20 protein-coding genes are annotated in these 19,746 nt (G+C 74.4%); 9 read left to right on the top strand and 11 right to left on the bottom strand.

Going from position 1 to position 19,746, the window contains the following annotated elements; genetic code table 11:
• Positions 1-772: 772 nt before the first annotated feature.
• The 3 genes from mobF (at position 773) to ABQ292_RS10380 (ending at position 5,892) form a co-directional block, all read left to right on the top strand.
• Positions 773-4,429 (top strand): MobF family relaxase, encoded by a 3,657-nt coding sequence (gene mobF, locus ABQ292_RS10390; protein WP_369205951.1) that lies wholly within the window; start codon positions 773-775, stop codon positions 4,427-4,429.
• A gap of 234 nt (positions 4,430-4,663) precedes the next feature.
• Positions 4,664-4,879, top strand: coding sequence for a helix-turn-helix domain-containing protein (locus ABQ292_RS10385; protein ID WP_369205949.1), 216 nt, complete (start codon positions 4,664-4,666; stop codon positions 4,877-4,879).
• A 419-nt stretch (positions 4,880-5,298) separates the two neighbouring features.
• The gene (locus ABQ292_RS10380; RefSeq protein WP_369205947.1) at positions 5,299-5,892 is read left to right on the top strand and encodes a hypothetical protein; all 594 of its coding nucleotides are present in this window, start codon (positions 5,299-5,301) and stop codon (positions 5,890-5,892) included.
• A gap of 1,059 nt (positions 5,893-6,951) precedes the next feature.
• Here the strand turns inward: ABQ292_RS10380 and ABQ292_RS10375 are convergent.
• The 8 genes from ABQ292_RS10375 to ABQ292_RS10340 all read right to left on the bottom strand — a co-directional run bounded on the left by ABQ292_RS10375 (position 6,952) and on the right by ABQ292_RS10340 (position 13,724).
• Positions 6,952-7,317, bottom strand: a complete 366-nt coding sequence (locus ABQ292_RS10375; RefSeq protein ID WP_369205945.1) for a DUF5955 family protein — start codon at positions 7,315-7,317, stop codon at positions 6,952-6,954.
• Positions 7,314-8,783 carry an AbeC-like domain-containing protein gene (locus tag ABQ292_RS10370; RefSeq protein ID WP_369205943.1) on the bottom strand — a complete coding sequence of 490 codons (1,470 nt, stop codon included), beginning with the start codon at positions 8,781-8,783 and terminating at the stop codon, positions 7,314-7,316. Before ABQ292_RS10370 ends, ABQ292_RS10375 begins: the two co-directional genes overlap by 4 nt.
• 5 nt (positions 8,784-8,788) lie before the next feature.
• Positions 8,789-9,538 carry an NADase-type glycan-binding domain-containing protein gene (locus tag ABQ292_RS10365; protein WP_369205941.1) on the bottom strand — a complete coding sequence of 250 codons (750 nt, stop codon included), beginning with the start codon at positions 9,536-9,538 and terminating at the stop codon, positions 8,789-8,791.
• A gap of 551 nt (positions 9,539-10,089) precedes the next feature.
• The gene (locus ABQ292_RS10360) at positions 10,090-10,500 is read right to left on the bottom strand and encodes a VOC family protein (protein WP_369205939.1); all 411 of its coding nucleotides are present in this window, start codon (positions 10,498-10,500) and stop codon (positions 10,090-10,092) included.
• 5 nt (positions 10,501-10,505) lie between these two features.
• A complete protein-coding gene (locus ABQ292_RS10355) occupies positions 10,506-10,955 on the bottom strand; it encodes a helix-turn-helix transcriptional regulator (protein WP_369205937.1) in 450 nt (149 codons plus the stop codon).
• 13 nt (positions 10,956-10,968) lie between these two features.
• Entirely contained in the window at positions 10,969-11,700 is a 732-nt protein-coding gene (locus ABQ292_RS10350) for a uridine kinase family protein (protein ID WP_369205935.1), read from the bottom strand.
• 34 nt (positions 11,701-11,734) lie between these two features.
• Positions 11,735-13,024 (bottom strand): MFS transporter, encoded by a 1,290-nt coding sequence (locus tag ABQ292_RS10345; protein ID WP_369205933.1) that lies wholly within the window; start codon positions 13,022-13,024, stop codon positions 11,735-11,737.
• Between the two features lie 202 nt (positions 13,025-13,226).
• Positions 13,227-13,724: a VOC family protein gene (locus ABQ292_RS10340; RefSeq protein ID WP_369205931.1), complete on the bottom strand. Its 498-nt coding sequence runs from the start codon at positions 13,722-13,724 to the stop codon at positions 13,227-13,229.
• Positions 13,725-13,860: 136 nt separating this feature from the next.
• On the opposite strand from ABQ292_RS10340, the gene ABQ292_RS10335 reads away from it, so the two are divergent.
• Genes ABQ292_RS10335 through ABQ292_RS10325 form a run of 3 tightly spaced genes read left to right on the top strand, consistent with a single transcriptional unit; the run spans position 13,861 to position 15,766 of the window.
• Complete coding sequence (locus tag ABQ292_RS10335; protein WP_369205929.1) at positions 13,861-14,340, top strand: DUF2975 domain-containing protein; 480 nt, start codon at positions 13,861-13,863, stop codon at positions 14,338-14,340.
• On the top strand, positions 14,340-14,585 hold the full coding sequence (locus ABQ292_RS10330; protein WP_369205927.1) for a helix-turn-helix domain-containing protein: 246 nt from the start codon (positions 14,340-14,342) through the stop codon (positions 14,583-14,585). The genes ABQ292_RS10335 and ABQ292_RS10330 overlap by 1 nt, the downstream gene beginning before the upstream one ends.
• Entirely contained in the window at positions 14,582-15,766 is a 1,185-nt protein-coding gene (locus tag ABQ292_RS10325; protein WP_369205925.1) for an NAD(P)/FAD-dependent oxidoreductase, read from the top strand. The genes ABQ292_RS10330 and ABQ292_RS10325 overlap by 4 nt, the downstream gene beginning before the upstream one ends.
• A 25-nt stretch (positions 15,767-15,791) precedes the next feature.
• Here the strand turns inward: ABQ292_RS10325 and ABQ292_RS10320 are convergent, their stop codons facing one another.
• The 3 genes from ABQ292_RS10320 to ABQ292_RS10310 are packed head-to-tail and all read right to left on the bottom strand — an operon-like array spanning position 15,792 to position 17,496.
• Positions 15,792-16,220: an arsenate reductase ArsC gene (locus ABQ292_RS10320; protein WP_369205923.1), complete on the bottom strand. Its 429-nt coding sequence runs from the start codon at positions 16,218-16,220 to the stop codon at positions 15,792-15,794.
• Entirely contained in the window at positions 16,217-17,149 is a 933-nt protein-coding gene (locus ABQ292_RS10315) for an arsenic resistance protein (protein ID WP_438940580.1), read from the bottom strand. Before ABQ292_RS10315 ends, ABQ292_RS10320 begins: the two co-directional genes overlap by 4 nt.
• Positions 17,146-17,496, bottom strand: a complete 351-nt coding sequence (locus ABQ292_RS10310) for a metalloregulator ArsR/SmtB family transcription factor (protein ID WP_369205921.1) — start codon at positions 17,494-17,496, stop codon at positions 17,146-17,148. The genes ABQ292_RS10315 and ABQ292_RS10310 overlap by 4 nt, the downstream gene beginning before the upstream one ends.
• Positions 17,497-17,883: 387 nt before the next feature.
• Here ABQ292_RS10310 and ABQ292_RS10305 point away from each other — a divergent pair, with 387 nt between their 5' ends.
• The 3 genes from ABQ292_RS10305 to ABQ292_RS10295 are packed head-to-tail and all read left to right on the top strand — an operon-like array spanning position 17,884 to position 19,690.
• Entirely contained in the window at positions 17,884-18,513 is a 630-nt protein-coding gene (locus ABQ292_RS10305) for a hypothetical protein (protein WP_369205919.1), read from the top strand.
• 26 nt (positions 18,514-18,539) lie between these two features.
• Complete coding sequence (locus tag ABQ292_RS10300) at positions 18,540-18,752, top strand: hypothetical protein (RefSeq protein ID WP_369205917.1); 213 nt, start codon at positions 18,540-18,542, stop codon at positions 18,750-18,752.
• Positions 18,749-19,690: a hypothetical protein gene (locus ABQ292_RS10295; protein WP_369205915.1), complete on the top strand. Its 942-nt coding sequence runs from the start codon at positions 18,749-18,751 to the stop codon at positions 19,688-19,690. Before ABQ292_RS10300 ends, ABQ292_RS10295 begins: the two co-directional genes overlap by 4 nt.
• Positions 19,691-19,746 lie beyond the last annotated feature (56 nt).

The following is a 19,746-nucleotide window of genomic DNA, read 5'->3' as shown; positions in this document are numbered from 1 at the left end:
AGGTCCCGTTCACCCTCAGGCGAGGCCTTGCGCTGCTGGGTCTGCTAGCGGATCTCGAACACCCCCCTCACGGCCCGCTTACGCAGCTCGTCGCGGTACTTCTTCGGTGCTGGCGCTGCTCCACCCTTCCGTGGCTTGAAGGCCTCCATCAATCCCGGGGCGGTTCGGCCCCGCTCGAGTGCAGGCCGACGCGGCCAGTCGTCCAATCCAACGCCTTCTCGAGCACCGCGTCCTGGTCCTCTCCCACATGCGTCAGCCAGGGGCGCGAGGAGCACAGGTTCACCACACTGGCCACGGTCGTCTCGCAAGCGGAACCCCGGTCGGGAACACCGCAGGACAGAGCGGGTGCCCTCGGCCGCCGTCCCGGAAAACCCGCCCGGTGAACCTTCCCGCACGGGGAGGACAACCGGGACGCCCTGCGAGCCGGTCGCAGTCTCGTCGTCCGGCTGCCGTCCAAAGTCCACGCCACCGGGTCGCAGGAGGTCGGTGACGGGAGCCGAGGCACCCGGAGCTGATCGTCATCCGCACCTGCACCTCGTTGGAAAGTGACCTGTTCTCAGTCGACAATTGCCGCAAACAACCAACGGCATGACGCTTGAGGCGCCTTTGCGGCCGCCACCCCAGCCTTTCACAGGCAAGCTCAGGTCTTCACCGAAGAACGGCACGCATGCTACCAATAGAGGTAGTCCGAGCCCCGCTTCGCGGGGTCCATCGCCGTTTCTAGGGGTGACCTGTTGGTCATTGTTGGGTGGCGTTGGGAATGCGCGGTGGAATGAAGGTCTACGCTGGCCCGCCGGCGGCCGCCCGGGCGTATCTGGAGGCCGACCGGGGCCGGGCCGATGACTACTACCTCACCGAGGGCGCCGGGATCGCCCGCCGCTTCGTGGCCCGCGCCGGGCGCATGGAGGAGCTCGCGTCGCTCACGGGGGAGACCTACGAGGTCTGGGTGGCTGGCCGCGACCCGGAGACCGGTGACCCGAGGGGGCGGCTGCGCACTGACGAGCGCGCGGTGCGGTTCGTCGAGGTGGTGGTCAACGGCCCGAAGTCCTGGTCGCTGGCCGCCGCGGTGCACCCGGACGTCGCCGCGGCGTACGACGCCGCCCAAGACCGCGCCGCCGCCGAGATCATCGGCTGGGTCGCCGCTCATGCAACCACCCGGGTCGGGCCGCGCGGCGGGCAGATGCAGGTGCCGCTCGAGGTCCTGGAGGCGGTGACGGTGCGGCACTACACCTCCCGCGCCGGAGATCCGCACCGGCATCAGCACCTGCAGATCAGCGCGAGAGTGTTCGCCGCCGGAAAGTGGCGCGGACTGCACACCGTCGGCGTCCGCGACTTCCTCGCCGCCATTAACGGAATCGGGCACGCCGCGGTCGCCTGCGACCCCCAGTTCCGCGCCGCGCTGGCCGCCCACGGCTACACGCTCGATGAGACCGGAGAAATACTGGAGCTCGCCGAGTACGTCGGTCCGTTCAGCGCCCGGGCGGCGCAGATCGGGCGCAACCTGGACCGCTACGAACGCGACTGGACCGCCGCGCACCCCGGCGAATCCCCGGGGCCGGCGCTGCGGCGGACCTGGGACGCCCGCGCGTGGGCCGACGGCCGCCCAGACAAGGTCACCCCCCAGCCCGGTGCCGACCTCACCGCCCGCTGGGTGGGCGAGCTGGCCGCCCTCGGCTACAGCGACCCGGACACCCCGGTGCAGCTGAGCCCCACCCCTGTCGGCGCCCTGGACCGCGACCGCGCCGCCAACCAGATCCTCACCCGGCTCGCCGCCGGCCGCTCGGCCTGGAACGCCGCCGACCTCCGCGGCGAGGCCGAACGGCTCATCGCCGGAGCCGGGATCGTCGCCGGCACCGCGGTCCGTAGCGAGCTGGCCGAGGACCTCACCGCCCGCGCCCTGGCCCGCTGCCTTCCGCTACTGCAGCGCGACGGGGTACCCGAGCACGTTCGGGCCTGGACCTCTCCGGCGGTGCTCGAGGTCGAGGCTGACCTGGCCGCCCGCCTCGCCGCCCGCGGCGGCCACCGCGATGCAGATGCCGACCTCCGGCCGGAGCGGGTGGCCCACCTGGAGCTGCTGTTGGATCCCGGTCAGACCACCACCGCGGCCGCGCTCGCCGGGAACCGACCCCTTATCGTGGTGGAGGGCGCGGCCGGCGTCGGCAAGACCACCACGCTGGCCGCCATCCGCCGCCTCCTCGCGCAGCAGGGGCGCGGGCTGCTGGTGGTCACCCCGACGCTCAAGGCGGCCCGGGTCGCCACCGCCGAGGTCGGCACCGCGGCCGGGTCGGCGGCCTGGCTGGCCTTCCAGCACGGCTGGCGCTGGACCGACGACGGCGCCTGGACCAGGTTGACCCCCGGTGAGGTCGACCCGGTCACCGGCCGGCGCTACGGCGGACCCGAGGAGAACGCGCGGCTGCGGCCCGGGGACGTGCTGGTGGTGGACGAGGCCGGCATGCTCGACCAGGACACCGCCCGCGCCCTGCTGGTGGTCGCGGATGAGTGCCAGGTGCGGGTGGCGCTGCTCGGCGACCGGCGGCAGCTGGCCGCGGTCGGGCGCGGCGGCGTCCTCGACCTCGCCGCCCGCCACGTCGACCCGACCGCCCACCTGACCCTGGCCGAGGTGCACCGGTTTACCGCCACCACCGACGGGGTGCCCGTGCCGGACAGCGGCTACGCCGAGCTGACCCTGGCCATGCGCGGCGGGACCGATCCGGGTGCGGTGTTCGACGCGCTGGCCGCCCGCGGCCAGATTCGCCTGCACCCCGATCAGGCGGCCCTGTCCGAGGCGTTGGCCGCCCTCGCCGCCGAGCAGCACCGCCAGGGCGAGCAGACAGGGATCGTGGTGGACACCCGCGAGCAGGCCGCCACACTTAACGCCGCGATCCGGCACCAATTGGTCGCCGATGGCCGGGTCGACGACCGTGCCGTGGTGACGACCCGGGCGGGGGAGCGGATCGGCGCCGGGGACCGGATCGCCACCCGGCGCAACGACCGAACCCTGGGCGTGGCCAACCGCGACACCTGGACCGTCATCTCCGTCCGGACCACTGGCGACCTGGTTGTCACCCCGGCCGATGCGCCGCGGGACCACGTCACCCCCAGCCGTGTCACCCCGGGCGACCCTGGTCGCGATGGGGTCATCCCGGGCGCCGTGGGGGAGCGGGTGCTGCCGACGGACTACGTCACCGAGCACGTGGAGCTGACCAACGCCAGCACCGCGCACGGCGTGCAGGGCGACACCGTCCCGACCGCGCACGTGATCATCGGCGAGCACACCGGCGCGGCGTCTGCCTACGTCGGGATGACCCGCGGCCGCTGCGCGAACACCGCCCACCTCGTCGCGGTCGACCTCGCCGACGCCCGTGAGCAATGGATCGCGGTGTTCGCCCGCGACCGCGCCGATCTCGGTCCCGCCCACGCCGCCCAACAGGCCGCCGCCGAGGCCGCCCGCTACGCCACCCCTCGACCGCTGAACCAGGTGCTCGCCGAGCTGCGCCAGGCGTGGACGGCGGAGCAGAACTGCCTGGACCGGCTGGCCTTCTGGCAGCGCCAGCGCGACACCCTGCGACAGGTTGCGGCGCTGGAGGCCGCCCACGCCGCCGAACTCACCGGGCGCGACGCCGACGTCGGGCAGACGGCCCTCGCCGCCGAGCGGGCGACACACCGGGCGGCGGCCAGCGGCGCGGCGATCGCGGCCGAAGCCGGCCGGATCCGCCAGAGCCTGCTGGCCCGATGGGACGGCGAACGCGACGCCGCCCGCGCCGCTGCCAGGGTCGTGCTCGCCGGCCCGGGCCGCCTCGGCCTGCGGCGGACCGCGGTCGCCCGCGCCGCCGAGCAGCTGACCAGCTGGGCTGGCCGGTGGCGTCCGCCCCTGCCCGACCTGCCCACCGAAGCGACGGAGCTCGCCCAAGTCGCCGGCTGGTTCGACGACCGACCCGCGCTGTGGCGGGCGTTCGACACCGCCGCTGGCCGCAGCGCGGAACGGGACCATCCCGGGCACGCCGGGCTGCGCGCCGCCGCCGACGCCGCCGGGCACGCCCACGACGACGCGCGGCGGGCGCTGGCCGAGGCCCGGCGCCGGCGTGACGAGCGGCTCGCCTCCTGCGGACCGATCGCCTGGGCACCCGAGCCCGGAGCGCGGCTGGCCGACCTCGAGCGCGACATCGCCGCCATTGGACAGCAGTTGACCGACGCCCGGGTGCGCATCACCGGGCTCACCGCCGAGCCAGCCCTCCTCGCCCAGCCGGCCGACCGGCTCGCCCGCGAGCACGACGCCTGGCGTGCCCGCCACGACGTCGACCGCCGAGCCGCACGGACGACAGTGCCCGGGCCGCAGCCGGGACCGACCCGGGCCGTGCGCCCTCCGCGCCCAGAGGACCTGCGCGCCCTCGACCCCCAGCGCGGTCCGGACCGGAGCGTGCCGCGGTGACCGGATGGCGTTCCGGCGCCCGGCTGCCGGCCGGGGCGAGGGCCGAGGTCTGCCGGCTGGCGGGCGGTCGGTCCAGTGGGCCCAGGCCAGCACGGGCTGCAGGCACCGGAGGAGTACAGGAGGCGTACCGGAGGTCCGCCGGAGAAGTTGGCGGTGAGGTGTCACCAAACGGCCCGAAACGGCGCCTTCTCCAGGCGTATCGCCCACGACACCCGACCCGCCCAGGAGGCAGCCATGCCCGCCCCCACCGCCGACCAACCAGCCGACCTCCTCACCATCGGTGAGGCCGCGGAGCTGCTGCGCGCTCCCGTGGCCACCCTCCGGTACTGGCGGCACCTCGGCAGCGGCCCGCACAGCTTCCGCCTCGGCCGCCGCGTCCTCTACCGCCGCGACGACCTCCATGTCTGGATCGCCGCTCAGCGCGACGGCAGTGGACCCCACCGACGGTGATCCACGGACCGCTCCTCGGCGGCGGCGGAACCGGAGAGGAACTCGTTCCGGGTGACGCTCCTCCGGGCTCACGGCCCCCGAGTCCCCAACAGACCTCCGCCGGTAGCGCCGAAGTTGTGGATCAGTAGCACCGCAATCTTCCATCAGCGACGAGGGAGCCCCTGTCCAGCCTGGGGGCTTCGCCGGCGGGGTGACCGTCCACAACGTCCTGATCGACGGGTACGCCCACCACCCGGCGCTGGCCGACCTGGTCCGAGTCGCTCGGTCTCGTGTCAGTCCCCGGCGGAGCGGCCCGCCCTTCATGCCTCGAGGGGCAGCTGCCGTCTTGAGGCCCCCTCCACCCTGAGGGCGCGACGCTATCGGAACCGATCGGCAGACTGCTCCCGTGGCACATCCGGCCGGTGACACAACGTCTCCCCATGGACGGTGAGCCGTTGGCCCTGCACGCCTGGGTCGACGAGCGCATGGACGTCGATCCTGTCCAGGACAGGGGCAGCTACATCCTGGCCAGCGTCGTATCCGACCCGGACGGCTGCGGCCCGGTCCGCGACGCCTTGCGGGCACTGCTGCAGGGGCGGCAGCGGCGGCTGCACTGGCGCGACGAGACCGCTCCCCGGCGAACGAAGATCGCTGCGGCCATCAGCGCGATGGGCGTGACCGCGGTGGTCGTCGTCGGTGTGCCGATGGCCAACCGGCGGCAGGAACGGGCCCGGCGCATCTGCATGGAGACGCTGTTGCCGACCCTGGAACGGGACTACCAGGTGTCGCGGGTGCTCATGGAGGCCCGCACCCAGAACCTGATCCGCAAGGACCGGGAGCAGGTCGCGAACCTGGTCGGCAAGAAGCTGATCACCCCGGCGTTGCGGGTGGGCAGCGCCCGGCCGCTGGAGGAGCCGATGTTGTGGATCCCCGATGCGGTCGCCGGAGCGGTCGGCGCCGCCCGGCTCGGCAACCCCGAGTGGCTCGGCATCATCCGACACACGGTGACCGAAATCGAGGTCGCCCTCCGCTGAGCCGGGGCGTCCGGTCGGGACAACCCTGCCCAGACAGCGCGAACGCCGGGTCCCGTCGTCCGGCGGGGGTCCCGGCGTCACTTCCCACAACCCGTAGGAGGTGGGCTACGTCCTCAGTATGCCAGGCACGGCATCGATGGCAACCACGGCCGACTTCTGCCCCGAACGGTGACCCCGATCGGCACCTTGCCCGGCACCGGTCTCAACGCCACGACACTCGACCCTCTTCCGGCGCCGGCACTGCCGGGCCGATCCCACCGGCGCGTGGTGGTGGAGGCTGACGAGAAGCGTGGTCGTGAACGCCGCACACCTCGACCGGTGCACCGTCGGCTGTGCGGGCGCCTCTGGGGAGGTCGCTAACCGCGGATGCCCCATATCCGCTCCCCTCCCGACTCGAACGGGCACCCACCTGAAGGCCCTCCGAAGTACTCGGCGCCCACACCGCGCCCACACGGCGCCCACAGAAGGGCCGTTTTCGGCCATCGCCAGCCGATCACAGCAAACGGTATTTGCGCTGGTCGAAGGCGAGTTCGACGCAGAAGACGCTGGTCAGAAGAGTGTCTCGGGGGAACTTTTAATCCGCGGGTTGTGGGTTCGATCCCCACGGGGCCCACTCGACGGCCACTGGACGCACGGCCCGACCCGGCGCTGTCCGTGCGCGTCGGCACAACGGTGATCCCCTCGGCCTGCAGCAGGGCCGTCGTCCGCTGCGCGAGGTCGAACGTGATCTCGCGCTCCGCGCATCCGGCGTGCGTCATCGTGCCCATCGCGTCGCACGGCTCGCCGGAGCCACCGGCCGACGAGAGGCGGCTCCGATCGGTGGGTGCGGCGCGGTCGCCGCCATCCTGGCTCGGGTCGAGGACGGCGGTCGTCGCGGTCTTCGCGGGTGCGGGGCTCCTCGGCGTGGAGCAGGTGGTCGGTGGGTCCTGCTGCGCCGAGAGCTTCGCTGCGTCCACCCCGGGGAGGTCGGACACCGCTCAGCTCGGCAGCGCGACCGCCGTCAGATCCATGACAGCCGCCGATCGCGTATCACCGGGGCCACCTGGAGGCGGTGGTCCGTCAGAAGGCCCGGATCGCATCGAGGAGGGCGTTGGTCGCCTGGGTCAGGCTGGACACGGACCCCACCGAGTCACTGATGCGCGACAGGATGCGCTCGAGCCTGCCCCTGTCCGGCTGGTCCTTCGCCAGCTCTTCGGTCACTGTCTGCGCGTCGTCACGCACCTGCTCCGCTCCGGGCACCTGGTCGGCATGGGCCTCCAGCTGGCGCACCAGTTCCTCCAGGCGCCGAGCCACGTCGACCTGCCCGCGTGCCGTCAGGTCGGCCGCGACGTTGTGTGCCGTGGCCCCGCTGCCGGCGGCCATCGCGCCGGCGTTGACGGTTCCGCCACGGACGATGATCCCTTCGTTGCGTCCCTCGACCATCATCTGCTCCCTGGTGTGGATGGTGGCGCCCCCGGGGCTCCGGAGCCCGCCGATCTGAACATCTGCCCGGCCATCGCGCGGGCACCGGATCCGACGGCGAGGCTCTGGGCGTTGATCTCCCCGCCGGTGATGATGACGCCGTTGTTGAGCACCGAGTTCTGCCGCTCGCGCAGCTCGCTGGTGTCGATGCCGCGAGCGTCCAGGAAGCCGACGATGGACTCGAAGACCTGCTTCTGGATGAGCTTCTCGAACATCAGCACGTCGAGCTTCTGGAAGTAGTGCCGATAGTTCGGCGACATGCCCGCCTGGCGGATGGTGGTCTGCGCGCCGTAGTCGAACATCGGCCGGTTCCGGATCAGGCGCCGTGTCGCCCGGTCCTCCAGCCACGACATCCAGCGACCGGACAGCCGCTGCAGGACGAGGAACGGCGCCGCCACGAGCAGGAACGGTGCCGTGAGGGCGCCCAGGCCCATCTGTACGAGGACCGCCCGGACGTCCGGGACCGCGTTGACGTCGTCGACCTCGTGGTACTTCTCCTTGACCGGTGGCAGGAGGAAGTAGTTGCCCTCGCAGAAGAGGCTGCCCCCCACCTTGTTGAAGCGGAGGAAGAGGGACAGCACCAGCTCTCCCTGCCAGTCGACCAGTTGCACGGCGAGGTAGTGCCGAACGCGGTGGGTGGGCGCCTGCACGTACCGGTGCACCACGGCGGGATCCACCCACGGCAGCGGCCGGGCGAAGGCGTCCGGCAGGATCCACTCCTGGCCGCGGACGTCGCGACCGTTCATGAACAGCCGGTCCTCGGCGTGCAGTCGCGGTATGTGCAGGGAACGGACGGTCTCGAGCAGTGCCGCGTACAGCTCGTCCACCTCGAACGGGACAGGCTCCTGCGAGTCGCCCACCGGTCCCTCCTTGCCCTTGCGGACGTCGACGACGAAGGACCAGCCGCCCCGGTCGAGCCCGCAGCCCACGAACGGGGAGAAGCCGCTGTACACGGTCACGTTGGCGAGCTGGTGTCGCTCGAGCTCGCCGATCAGCCGCTCGGTGCGGGACGACGCCCGAGGAGCCGCCCGCACCCGGAAGCGGTCCCTGAGCAGGCTGCCGGCGAGGACTTCGTACCGGTCGAGGCAGCGACCGGTGAACACGACGGCCCACGCGAGCACGAGCACTCGCAGGATCGAGCCCAGCAGCGGCACCCCCCACCAGAGGAAGGCGGGCAGGACCACGATCAGCAACGCGGTCAGGACCAGGGACCGCACGACCTTGCGGCGGCGTGCCGCGATGCAGTGCCGGACGACGGCGTGGAGGTCCACCCCGTAGGAGGGTGCGACCGCCCGGTGCTGCTCGTGCAGCACCCGCTCGACGACCTCGTCGGCGAACTTCTCGTCCAGGTACGCAGCAGCGCACAGGTAGCGCGTCGACTCGGTCGCCGGACGGGGAACGGGGGGAGCCGGGAGCCCGGAGGCGGTCACGGTCATCACCCGAGCACCCAGCCGGTGACCTCGACGTCCGCGACAGCGGTGAAATCCCGCTCGCCCGAGGTCGTCGAGGTGATCTCCATGACCACCTGTTCTGTCGCCACCCGCGCGGTCACCGTCTGCCACTGCGGGGCGTCGGCGTAGGAGACCTGCAGTTCCTCGCCGCCCGAGAAGTGGAAGACCGCCGAGGAGACCCGCCGGTTCTGCCGGAAGCGGTCGGTGCCATCGGTCGGGTCGACCTTCGCATACCCCGGGACGACCGCTATGGAGTCGACGTACACCGGGACGTCGAAGGTCAGTTCCAGGTACTGACCCACACCATCGCCCGGGACCCGCCAGGTCGTCTCCGGGTCACCGTCCGCGACGTTCCACGGGACGAACGTGACGAGGTCACCGGCGCCGTCGCGGCTCGGATCGGCGGTGGCGGATGCCTGCACGTCGGCCGGGCGGAGTGCGACCGGCTCCCCGACGGGGGCGGGGCTCGGGATCGGCTCGACGGTGGGCTCGCTCCACGGCAGGACGGGACCGAGGTCCCCTCCGTCATCCCCGAGGATCTCGGCGTCGATCCCGAGGCGTGGAAGAGCAGCGGACGTCGCGACGAGCAGCAGGCCGACGACGGCCGTGACGAGTCCCGCGACCGCGTGCCCGATGCCCAGGCTGCCCCGCGTCAGTGCGATCCCGAGCGCGCCGAGAGCGAGGAGCGCCGCGCCCGCCGTCACGAGGACGGCCATGAGAGGCGGCAGTGTCATCACGCCGACCAGGGCCGCGAAGCCCGCGCCGGAGGCGAGCCACCAGGCACCTCCACGGTCCCGTGGAGCCGCTGGCGGGCGGGTGTCGACGGCGCCCTCCTGCATCGCGGGCGCGCCCGACATCGGTCGGCCCGGGGAGCCGAGCGGGGGATCACCGGGTCCCTCCGAACGGAACCCGCTCCGCACGTCCGCCATGACCGACCTCCCGGCACGACGATCCGGTCGTGCACCTAGCCGCCACCCACACCGTCGAACTCGCATGGAGTGTCGTGCGTGGGCGTCACGAGTCCGTCACGGGCGGCCTCGCCGCTGGGGCGTCACTGGTTCGAGGGGCGTGTTCTGTTCGGACGGACGGTGGGCGGCCGCGGAGGCGGGGTCCGGAGTCCTCGGACGGCAGGCAGCCGGCGGAAGTGCGGACGGTGAGCGCGGTGCCCTTCCGCCCCGGCCGTGAGGGGGCCGAGGCCGCGGACGGGGTGGTGCGCCCGAGCCCGGCTGAGCGCCCCGGCGTCCGCCGACCGCCTCGACGGCGTCCGCGCCCGGTACCGGACGGGTCAGCGCAGCTCGTTGATGCGGATCATGTTGCCGGCGGGGTCGCGGAGGGCGCAGTCGCGGATCCCGTACGGCTGCTCGGTCGGCTCCTGGACGATCTCGGCGCCGCTGGCCTGCAGGTGCTGGAAGACGCCGTCGAGGTCCTTGGTGCCCAGCAGGATGCTCGCGTAGGTGCCCTTGGCCATCATCTCGGAGATGACGCGGCGCTCGTCGTCGGTGATGCCGGGGTCGGCCCCCGGAGGGTGCAGGACGATCGAGGTGCCGGGCTGGTCGGGAGGGCCGACCGTGAGCCAGCGCATCCCCTCGTAGCCCACGTCCAGTCGGAGCTCGAACCCGAGGACGTCGCGGTAGAAGGCCAGGGCGGCGTCCGGGTCGTCGTGCGGGAGGAAGGTGGAGTGGATGGTGAGGTCCATGGCGGTCACGCTAGGGACGACCCGGCGGCCCGGGCTTCTCGATTCCTGACCGGTCTGGTCACCTGCTTGGCCACGCACGGCGGCATCCCCGCCGTCGCCCCCGCCGCGAGGCGCCGGTAGGTGCCGGGCGGCACGCCGACCAGCTCGGTGAAGCGGGTGCTGAAGGTGCCCAGGGACGAGCAGCCCACCGCGAAGCAGATCTCGGTGACGCTGAGGTCGCCACGACGCAGCAGGGTCATCGCCCGCTCGATGCGCCGCGTCATCACGTAGGAGTACGGCGACTCGCCGTAGGCGAGCCGGAACGCGCGGCTGAGGTGCCCCGCCGACACGTGCGCGCCCCGCGCGAGCGCCTCGACGTCCAGCGGCTGGGCGTACTCGCGGTCGATCCGGTCGCGGACGCGGCGCAGCCGGGCGAGGTCGCGCAGGTGCTGCGCCGCGGCGGGCCTGCTGGTCACCTGCCAGATCGTGTCACGGCGCGCCGGTGCCACCGGCCTCCCGCCGCACGCCGTGTCCGGCCTCGTCACCAGCAGCAGCAGTCGGGGGAGGCGCGATCTCGACGTGGTCGGTGCCGAGCCGCCCACGGGGCGTGCCGTTGACCACGACGCAGGCCCGCCGCCACGGTCGCTGACGGGCGAGGAAGGCGAGCTCCTCGCGCATCCACTCGTGCCAGAACGCGGCGGCCCGGTCGGGGTCGCCGTTCTCGCCGGCGGCGACGTCGCGGGCGATGCCGCGCTGCTCCGCCTCGGCGGAGTCCGACGGCACCCACACGGTGGCGTCGATCAGGTCCCCGTGCTCGCGGTGGCTCGCGCCGGTCCCCTCGACGATGACGACGTCCGACCCCGCGGGGACGGCGATGACCCCGTCCCGCCCGCGCCGCTCCCACTGCGGTGGCCGGTAGGACAGGGTCCGACCCTCGTGCAGCGGGCGGAGCACGTCGTCGGCCAGGAGGTGGCCCCACGCGAACAGCGGCTCGTGCCAGGCCAGGTCGTCGGTGTGGACCACCGCGGACGCGGGGGCCAGTGCGCAGAGGCGGGCCGCGAGCGTCGACTTGCCCGCGGCGCCGCGGTCGTCGACGGCGATGACGCGGGGCCGCCCGCGCGGGTCACCCGCCGCTGTGAGGACCAGCTCCAGCAGCGCGGTCAGCGGCACGCGACGCCAGGGCCCGGCCTCCGGCTCGCCGGGCGGCAGCGTCATGGGCACGCGGCCCACCTCCTCGTCGTCGGGTCGGTCGAGGTCACGGCCGCGTCGTCGCCGGGCCCGTCGCCGGGGTGCCCGGGGCGGTCACGGTGGCCGTGCTGCCCTCGGGCGTCGGCGGGGGCGCGCTGACGAGGACCCGTCCGAGCAGCAGGACGCCGAGCCCGGCGAGCACGACGCTGACCAGCGCCACCCGCAGGCTGGTCGCGTCCGCGACCAGCCCGACGACGGCCGGGGAGACGAGGAACCCGACGCGCAGCAGCCAGCTGACGACGGTGAGGCCGACGCCGTGCGGCAGTCCGGGCAGCTCGTCGGCGGTGTGCATCACCGCGGGGACGAGCGTCGCGACGCCGAGCCCGGCCAGCGCGAAGCCGGCCAGCGTGGTGCCGACCGACGGGACCGCGAGGGCGAGGCCCATGCCGAGCGCGATGGCGGCCCCGCCGAGGCGCGCGACGCGGCGCTGCCCGAACCGGTCCACCACCCGGTCCCCGGTGAGCCGGCCGACGGTCATCGCCACCTGCAGCGCGACGAAGGCGAGACCGCCCACGGCGGCACCGGCGCCGACCTCCCCGCGCAGGTAGAGCGCGCCCCAGGACGAGCCGGCGTCCTCGACGAACGCGCCGCACGCGGCCAGGGCGCCCAGCGCGGCCAGCAGCAGCACGGTGTGGCCGGGCAGGTGGCCGAGGCGTCGGCGTCCGCCGGCGGACGCCTGCCCGGCGGCGTCGGCCGGAGCGCGTTCGGCGTCCTCCGGCCCCCGGAGCAGGAAGCGGTAGGCGACGAGGGCAGCGACGCCGAAGACGGCAGCCGAGGCGCTGAGGTGCACGGCCAGCGGCACCGACAGCCCCGCCGCGGCGGACCCGAGGAGCCCGCCCACGACCGCGCCGATGCTCCACAGGCCGTGGAAGGCGTTGACGATCGAGCGGCCGTAGGCCCGCTGCACCCGGAACCCGTGCGCGTTCTGCGCGACGTCCACGACCGCGTCCAGCGCGCCGACGACGAGCATGACCAGAGCGAGGACGACCCAGGTGCCGGCCAGCGGCACACCGGCCACGGCCACGGCGAGGACGACCAGTCCGAGCGCGGCGACCCTCGCCGACCCCAGTCGCTGGATGAACGCGGGAGCGAGCAGCCCGGCCAGGAGCGCTCCGACCGGCATGGCGGCGATCGCGCTGCCGAGCGCGGTGTTGCTCAGCTCCAGGCTGTCCTTGATGTCCGGCAGGCGCGGCACGAGGTTGGCGTAGAGCACCGCGTTGACGAAGAACACCACGGACACCGCGGCGCGTGCGCGGCGCAGGTGAGGGTCGACAGCGGCAGGTGACACGGACGGCATGGGAGGGCTCCGGGGCGTTCGGGGTGCGTCACGCGGGACGGCGGCGCGGCCGGGTCGGCGGGTGGTGCGGAGGGGGTGTGACACACCGTCCACATGGCCGCGAGGTGTCGTCCGCGGGGTCCGCGGTGGGCGTCCGCCGTCCCGCCCGGTGCGGGACCCGGTCCCCGGCCGAGCGCGACGGTGTGCCGGCCGGCGACCGGCGTCAGAGGACCTGGTGGCCGTACATCTCGCCGAGCGGGTCGGCGATGAGCTCGATGCGGGCGCCGTCGGGGTCGCGGAAGTACACCGAGACGCCACTGTGCACCTCGTGCGGGATCCCCGCGTCGGTGAGCCGCTGCACCAGGTCGGCCCACCGGTCGGGCTCGACGCTGATCGCCATGTGGTGCAGCCCGCCGAGCACCTCGGCGTAGGGACCGACGTCCAGGCCGGGGAAGTCGAAGAAGGCGACGAGGTTGCCGTTGCCGATGTCGAAGAAGAAGTGCGAGGAGCCGGGGTAGTCGCGGTTCTCGATCAGCTCGGTCAACGGGAAGCCCAGCACGTCCTGGTAGAAGCGCACCGTCCGCTCGACGTCGCTGCTGATGAGCGCGGTGTGGTGCAGGCCGCGGGCGGTGGACGCCGGCCGCTCGCCGGCGGGCCTCAGGTGCACCTCGCGGATGCGGGCGCGCTCGGCCTCCAGCGTGGCGAGGTCGGGGGTGGTCATCGCGGACGTCCTCTCGGGTCGGGTCCCCGATCGTGCCGTGCCGGCCGCGTCCGTGCGCCGCCCGGTGCCGACCTGGTCCCGCGACGGCGGGCGAGCCCCTGTTGACAGTCGATAGGTAGACGGCGAGATTCGATGCATGCCGTCGATGCGCCGGGTGCTGCTCCCGCTCCGGATCCTGCTCGCCCTGCTGTTCGCCGCGCTGGTGGCCGCTCAGGTCGGCGTCCTGCCCGCGGCGCTGCGGTACCTGGCCGAGCAGTCGCCGGAGCTGGCCACCCTGCGGTGGCCGCTGCTGACCTTCGGCGTGCTGGAACTGGTGTGCGCCCAGGTGGTGGTCGCCTGTACCTGGCGACTGCTGGCCATGGTCGAGGACGACCGCATCTTCCGTGCGGAGTCGTCGGTCTGGGTGGACGCGATCCTGCGGGCGATCGTCGTCGCCGGGCTGCTGCTCTCGGGCGCGCTGGTCTACACCGTCGTCGGCCGGGTCCCCGCCGGGGTGCCGGCGCTGCTGCTGGTGCTGCTGCTGGTCGTGGCCGCGGTGGGACTGCTCGTGGTGGTCATGCGCGGGCTGCTGCGGCGGGCGACGACGCTGCAGGCCGACATGGAGGCGGTCATCTGATGCCCATCGTCGTCCGCATCGACGTCGAACTGGCCCGGCGCAAGATGAGCGTGGGGGAGTTCGCCGAGCGCGTGGGGCTCACGCCGGCCAACGTGGCCGTGCTGAAGAACGGCCGGGCCAAGGCCGTCCGCTTCAGCACCCTGGAGGCCATGTGCCGCGTGCTCGGCTGCCAGCCCGGTGACCTGCTCGAGTGGGTGCCGGACGAGCGCGAGGCGCCGCAGGCCCCGCACGAGGCCCGCAGGTGAGCGGCGGGCGCGTCCCCGAGGCCGTCGACGTCCTGGTCGTCGGGGCCGGGCTGGCCGGCCTGCACACCGCCACGCTGCTCGCCGGACGCGGACACGACGTCCTGCTGGTCGACCGGCGCCCTGGCCTCACCGGCGCGATCCGTACCACGGGGATCTTCGTCCGGAGGACGCTCGACGACTTCGCCGTCCCACCCGAGCACCTCGGCCCGCCGATCCGGCGGGTGGTGCTCCACCCGCCGGGGCTGCGTCGCCCGGTGCAGCTGACCAGTGGGCGCGACGAGTTCCGGGTGGGCGACATGGCGCCGCTCTACGCCGCAGCGGCCGCTGCCGCGGTCGACGCCGGCGTGCGGATCGCGCTGGGCACCCGCTACGCCGGCCGGCGCCGCGGCAGCTCCCTGCTCGTCGGCCGGGAGGGATCGACCCGGGTGCGGGCCCGCTTCGTCGTCGGCGCCGACGGCGCCCGCTCGCGGGTCGCCCGCGATCTCGGTCTGGACCGCAACACCCACCTGCTCATCGGAGCCGAGGAGGTCTTCGAGGTCCCCCGCGGTCAGGGACCCCCGACGTTCCACTGCGTGCTCGACCCCTCGCTCGCCCCGGGCTACCTGGCGTGGGTGGTGGACGACGGGCGGCACGCCCACGTCGGCGTCGCCGGGTACGCCCACCGGTTCCCCGACGGGCTCCGCCGGGCGCTGGAGCGGTTCGGCGCCTCGGCGCCCGGACTGGCCGGCGTCGAGCGCCCCGCAGAGGTCGAGCGGCGCGGCGGCCCCATCCCCGTCGGCGGCCTGCTGCGCCGGATCGGCTGCGCCGACGGGCTCCTCGTGGGGGACGCCGCGGGTGCGGTGTCCCCGCTCACCGCCGGCGGCCTCGATCCGTGCCTGCGGCTGTCGGTGCACGCGGCCGCCGTCCTCGACGAGGCCCTCCGAACGGGGCGGCCGGACGCGCTGGCCGCCTACGACGGAGCCGCACTCCGGACCCGCTTCCGGGGCAGGCTGCTGCTGCGCCACGGGCTGGCCCAGGTGCGCACGCCCGCCGTCGCGACGGCGGCCTTCGCCCTGCTCCGCACCCCGCTCGGGCAGGCCGCCGCCCGCCGGGTCCTCTTCGGTGACCGGTCCTTCCCGTCCCCCGGGGTGCCCTCGCGTGCGCCCGCCGGGCCGTCGGCACGACCGGCGCGCCGGGCCTGACGGGCAGACGCCTCCTGCGTCGCGGTCACCGGCCGGGGCGCGACCCCGACGACGCCGGCACGCCCAGCTCGGCCAGCAGCCCGCGGACGCGGCGCTCGATCTCGTCCCGGATCGGCCGGACGGCGTCGACGCCCCTGCCGGCCGGGTCCTCGAGCGCCCAGTCGAGGTAGCGCTTCCCCGGGAAGACCGGGCAGGCGTCGCCGCAGCCCATGGTGATGACGACGTCGGAGGCCTCGACCGCCTCCGTCGTGAGCACCTTCGGCTGCTGGCCGGTGAGGTCGATGCCGACCTCGGCCATGGCCTCGACCGCGGCGGGGTTGACCCGGTCGCCCGGCAGCGAGCCGGCCGAGCGGACCTCGACGGCGTCGCCGGCGAGGGTGCGCAGCCAGCCGGCGGCCATCTGGGACCGGCCGGCGTTGTGGACGCACACGAACAGGACGCTGGGCCGGGTCATCGGGCGCTCCGGAGGGCAGTGGGGACGGTCGGGTCACCGGGGAACCACCGGGTGGCCCACAGCGAGACGTACACGAGGGCGACGAGCACCGGCACCTCGATGAGCGGCCCGACCACGCCGGCCAGGGCCTGCCCGGAGGTCACGCCGAAGGTGCCGATGGCGACGGCGATCGCCAGCTCGAAGAGCACGACTATCGTGAACAGCAGCCCGTGGAGGGCGACCGGTCCGACCCGCGGCAGGAACCGGTCCTCGTACCAGGTGCGGCCGCGGGCCCGCTCGCCCAGCGTCCGGGTGAGGAACCCGGCGAGCAGCGGGATGCCGAGGAAGACCAGCACCGACCCGACGATGGCCCACACGCTGAACTCCGCCGACGTCGTCGGCAGGCCGAGCCAGCCGGGCAGCAGTTGCAGGTAGAACCAGCCCAGCGCGCCGAAGGCCACGATCTGGAACACCGAGTTGACCGCGACCGGGACGGCCGCGGCCTCGCGGTCGCCGCAGGACAGGTCGTTCCAGATCAGCACCATGGCGATGCAGCGGGCCAGCCCCACGACCACCAGGCCGGTGCGGTACTCGGGCAGGTCGGGCAGCAGCAGCCAGGCCAGCGCGAACATGACGGCGGGCCCCACCAGCCAGTTGAGCACCAGGCTGGCCACCAGCAGCCGCCGGTCACCCGGTCGAGCTCGGAGTACCGCACCTCGGCCAGCACCGGGTACATCATCAGCAGCAGTCCGACGGCGATCGGCAGGCTCACGCCGCCGACCTCGACCGCCGACAGCGTCGTCCAGTCCCGGGACGAGCCGGCCGAGCAGCAGCCCGGTGACCATCGCGGCCACGATCCACACCGGCAGCAGCCGGTCGAGGGTCGACAGCCGCTGCAGGACCGGCGCCTCGGTGCCGGCGCGGGCGGTCTCGCCGACGACGTCGCTCACGCGCCCGTCCCCGCGAGGGCGGGGGAGCCGAAGAGCGTGGCCACGGCCGACAGCGCCTCCGGGCGGAGGGCGTAGTAGGCCCACACGCCGCGCTTCTCGCGCCGCAGCACCCCGGCCGAGTGCAGCACCTTGAGGTGGTGGCTGACCGTCGCCTGCGTCAGGTCGAACGCGGCGTTGAGGTCGCAGACGCACGCCTCGCCGCTCTCGGTGGCCGCGATGAGGCTGACCAGGCGCAGCCGCACCGGGTCGGCCAGGGCCTTGAGCAGCGGTGCCACCTGCTCGGCCTGCTCGGCGCTCATCGCGGTACCGGTCAGCGGGGTGCAGCAGGCGAAGCCCGGCTCGCTCACGTCGCCGTCCCTCCCGTCGTCGTCCCGCCTCTCGCGCGAGCGCGGGTGGGGACAGCGTACAGACGAACGTCGATGTGACGGAGGTCGATGTCCGGGTGGCGGGGCGCGCCGTCCCCGCGGGTGTCGTCCGAGGTCACCGACCTCCCCGGGCCGGTCCCCACGCTCGTCCCCGCGTGCTCCGGTCGACATGTGGGCGCCCCCGGAGCCGGGTCGCCGAACCGGTGGAACGGATCGACAACGATCCGGGAACGCCGCGTCCCAGCGTGCCTCGCCACGCGTCCCCCGGATGCCGCGGGACCCCACACTTCCCCTGTCCGCGCCGCCCTCACCGGCAGCTGCGGACGCCGTCGCACTTCCCCTGCGGCGGCCCCATGGACGGGATGAACGGTGGATCACGTGGACCTCCGCAGTACTGGACTGCGCCTCGACAGCGAGGCACGCCTGGGTTGGTGGCTGGTCGTCGAGGGCCAGGACGGCCCCGACCGCCTCGTCGCCGGCCCCTACGACGACCGCACCGGCGCCGGCTGGGCCGCCGCGGAGCGCGGGGAGGACGACGAGCCGGTGCGGGCCGTGTACGGCGTCCGGCACCCCGACGGCGGGCTGCACCGCCGCCCCTCGCCGCAGGAGCTGGCGTGGCTCACCCACCTCGGCGACCAGCTCGACCGGCTGCCGGGGGACTGGGACGCCGACCTGGCCGACGACGACCCGCTGGCGACCCTGCTGGTCGAGGTCGCCGCCGTGCTGGCCGAGGCCGGCCTGCCGCTGTGGGACGCCACCGGCGCCGGCGGTGCGCTCGGCGGTGTCTGCCTGAGCGCCGAGCCCGGTCTCGACGGCGTCGTCGTCGGATGGCGCCAGCACGACCGGATGAGCGTCGAGCAGCTGCACGGCGCCGACACCGACACCGCGGTGCAGCAGGTGGTCAACAGCGCCCTGGCCGACGTGCTGTGGCTGCGCGGCTTCGAGGTCGACGACCTCGGCGGCGACGCCAGCGGCTCCGTCGTCCGCCGCGCCGCCTGACCGCCGTGAGTGCGTCCGCAGCACCCGTGGCACACCGGCCGCCCACGGGCACCGCCCCCTCCGCCGAGGACGACCTCGGTCTGGCCGCCCTGCTCGACATGCTCGCCGTCGACCCCTCGGACGACGCGCCGGCGCCCTCCGGCCGGCGCCCCGCCGACCTGCTCGCGCGGGTGCGCGGCTGGCTCCACCGGGCGGCCGACTGGGGTGCCGGCCCGCAGCGCTCCTGGTGCGCGTGGTGACCCCGCCGGTCCCGGCGGGCAGCGCCGAGCTGATCGTGTGGCCGGTGGTCGCCGTCGTGGGGTTCCTCGCGCTGGCCGGGCTGGTCGTGGTCCTGGGCCGCAGCTCGACGGCCCGCTACGAGTTCGAGCGCAACGCCGTGCGGCAGCAGCGGCCGCCCGCCGCCGACCACCGGCCCGGGACCGGGACCGGGACCGGGGCCGGGGCCGGAACCACCGTGCCGGCCGGGCCCGCGGGCCCGGCGGGCCCCGGCGCCGCGGCGGTCCCGTCGGCGGGCGGGACCCAGGGCCGTCCCGCGGGCCGGACCGCGGTGGGTCTGGCCGCCCACCCGGCCGGACGGCGGATCGCCGGCGGGAACGGGACGACGGCGTGGTGGCTGGTCGACGGGTCGGAGGACCGGCCCGGGCAGCACGCGGTGGCCGGGCCCTTCGCCGGCCGGACGGACGCCGTGTGGACCGGGCTGGCCGCCGGGCTCGACGGGTCCGTCCGCGCCCTCCACGGCACCCTGCGCGCCGACGGCACGGTGGTCCGGCGGATGTCGGCGCAGGACTCCGCCTGGCTGGCGCACCTCGGCGAGCAGCTCGACCGGCTGCCCGGGGACTGGGACGCCGACCTGGCCGACGACGACCCGCTGGTCACCCTGCTCGTCGACGTCACCGCCGTGCTCGCCGAGAGCGGCCTGCCGCTGTGGGACGCCACCGGCCCCGGCGGCGCGCTCGGCGGTGTCTGCCTGAGCGCCGAGCCCGGTCTCGACGGCGTCGTCGTCGGCTGGCGCCAGCACGACCGGATGAGCGCCGACCAGGTGCACGGTGCCGACGTGGACGTCGACGTCCAGCAGGTGCTGAACGCCGCGCTCGCCGACGTCCTCTGTGTGCGCGGCTTCGACGTCGCGTTCCTCGGCGGCGCCGCGAGCGGCTGCGTCGTCCGCCCGCTCGGCTGAGCCCGGCCCGTCGCAACCACCGGCCACGGGGCCGGCGCGCCGTACGAGGTCACGAT

Origin of the sequence: Geodermatophilus maliterrae (assembly GCF_041018925.1) — a bacterium.
Lineage (GTDB): Bacteria > Actinomycetota > Actinomycetes > Mycobacteriales > Geodermatophilaceae > Geodermatophilus > Geodermatophilus maliterrae.
The sequence above is the reverse complement of the archived record's forward strand: the minus strand, read 5'-3'. Positions and strand labels throughout refer to the sequence as shown.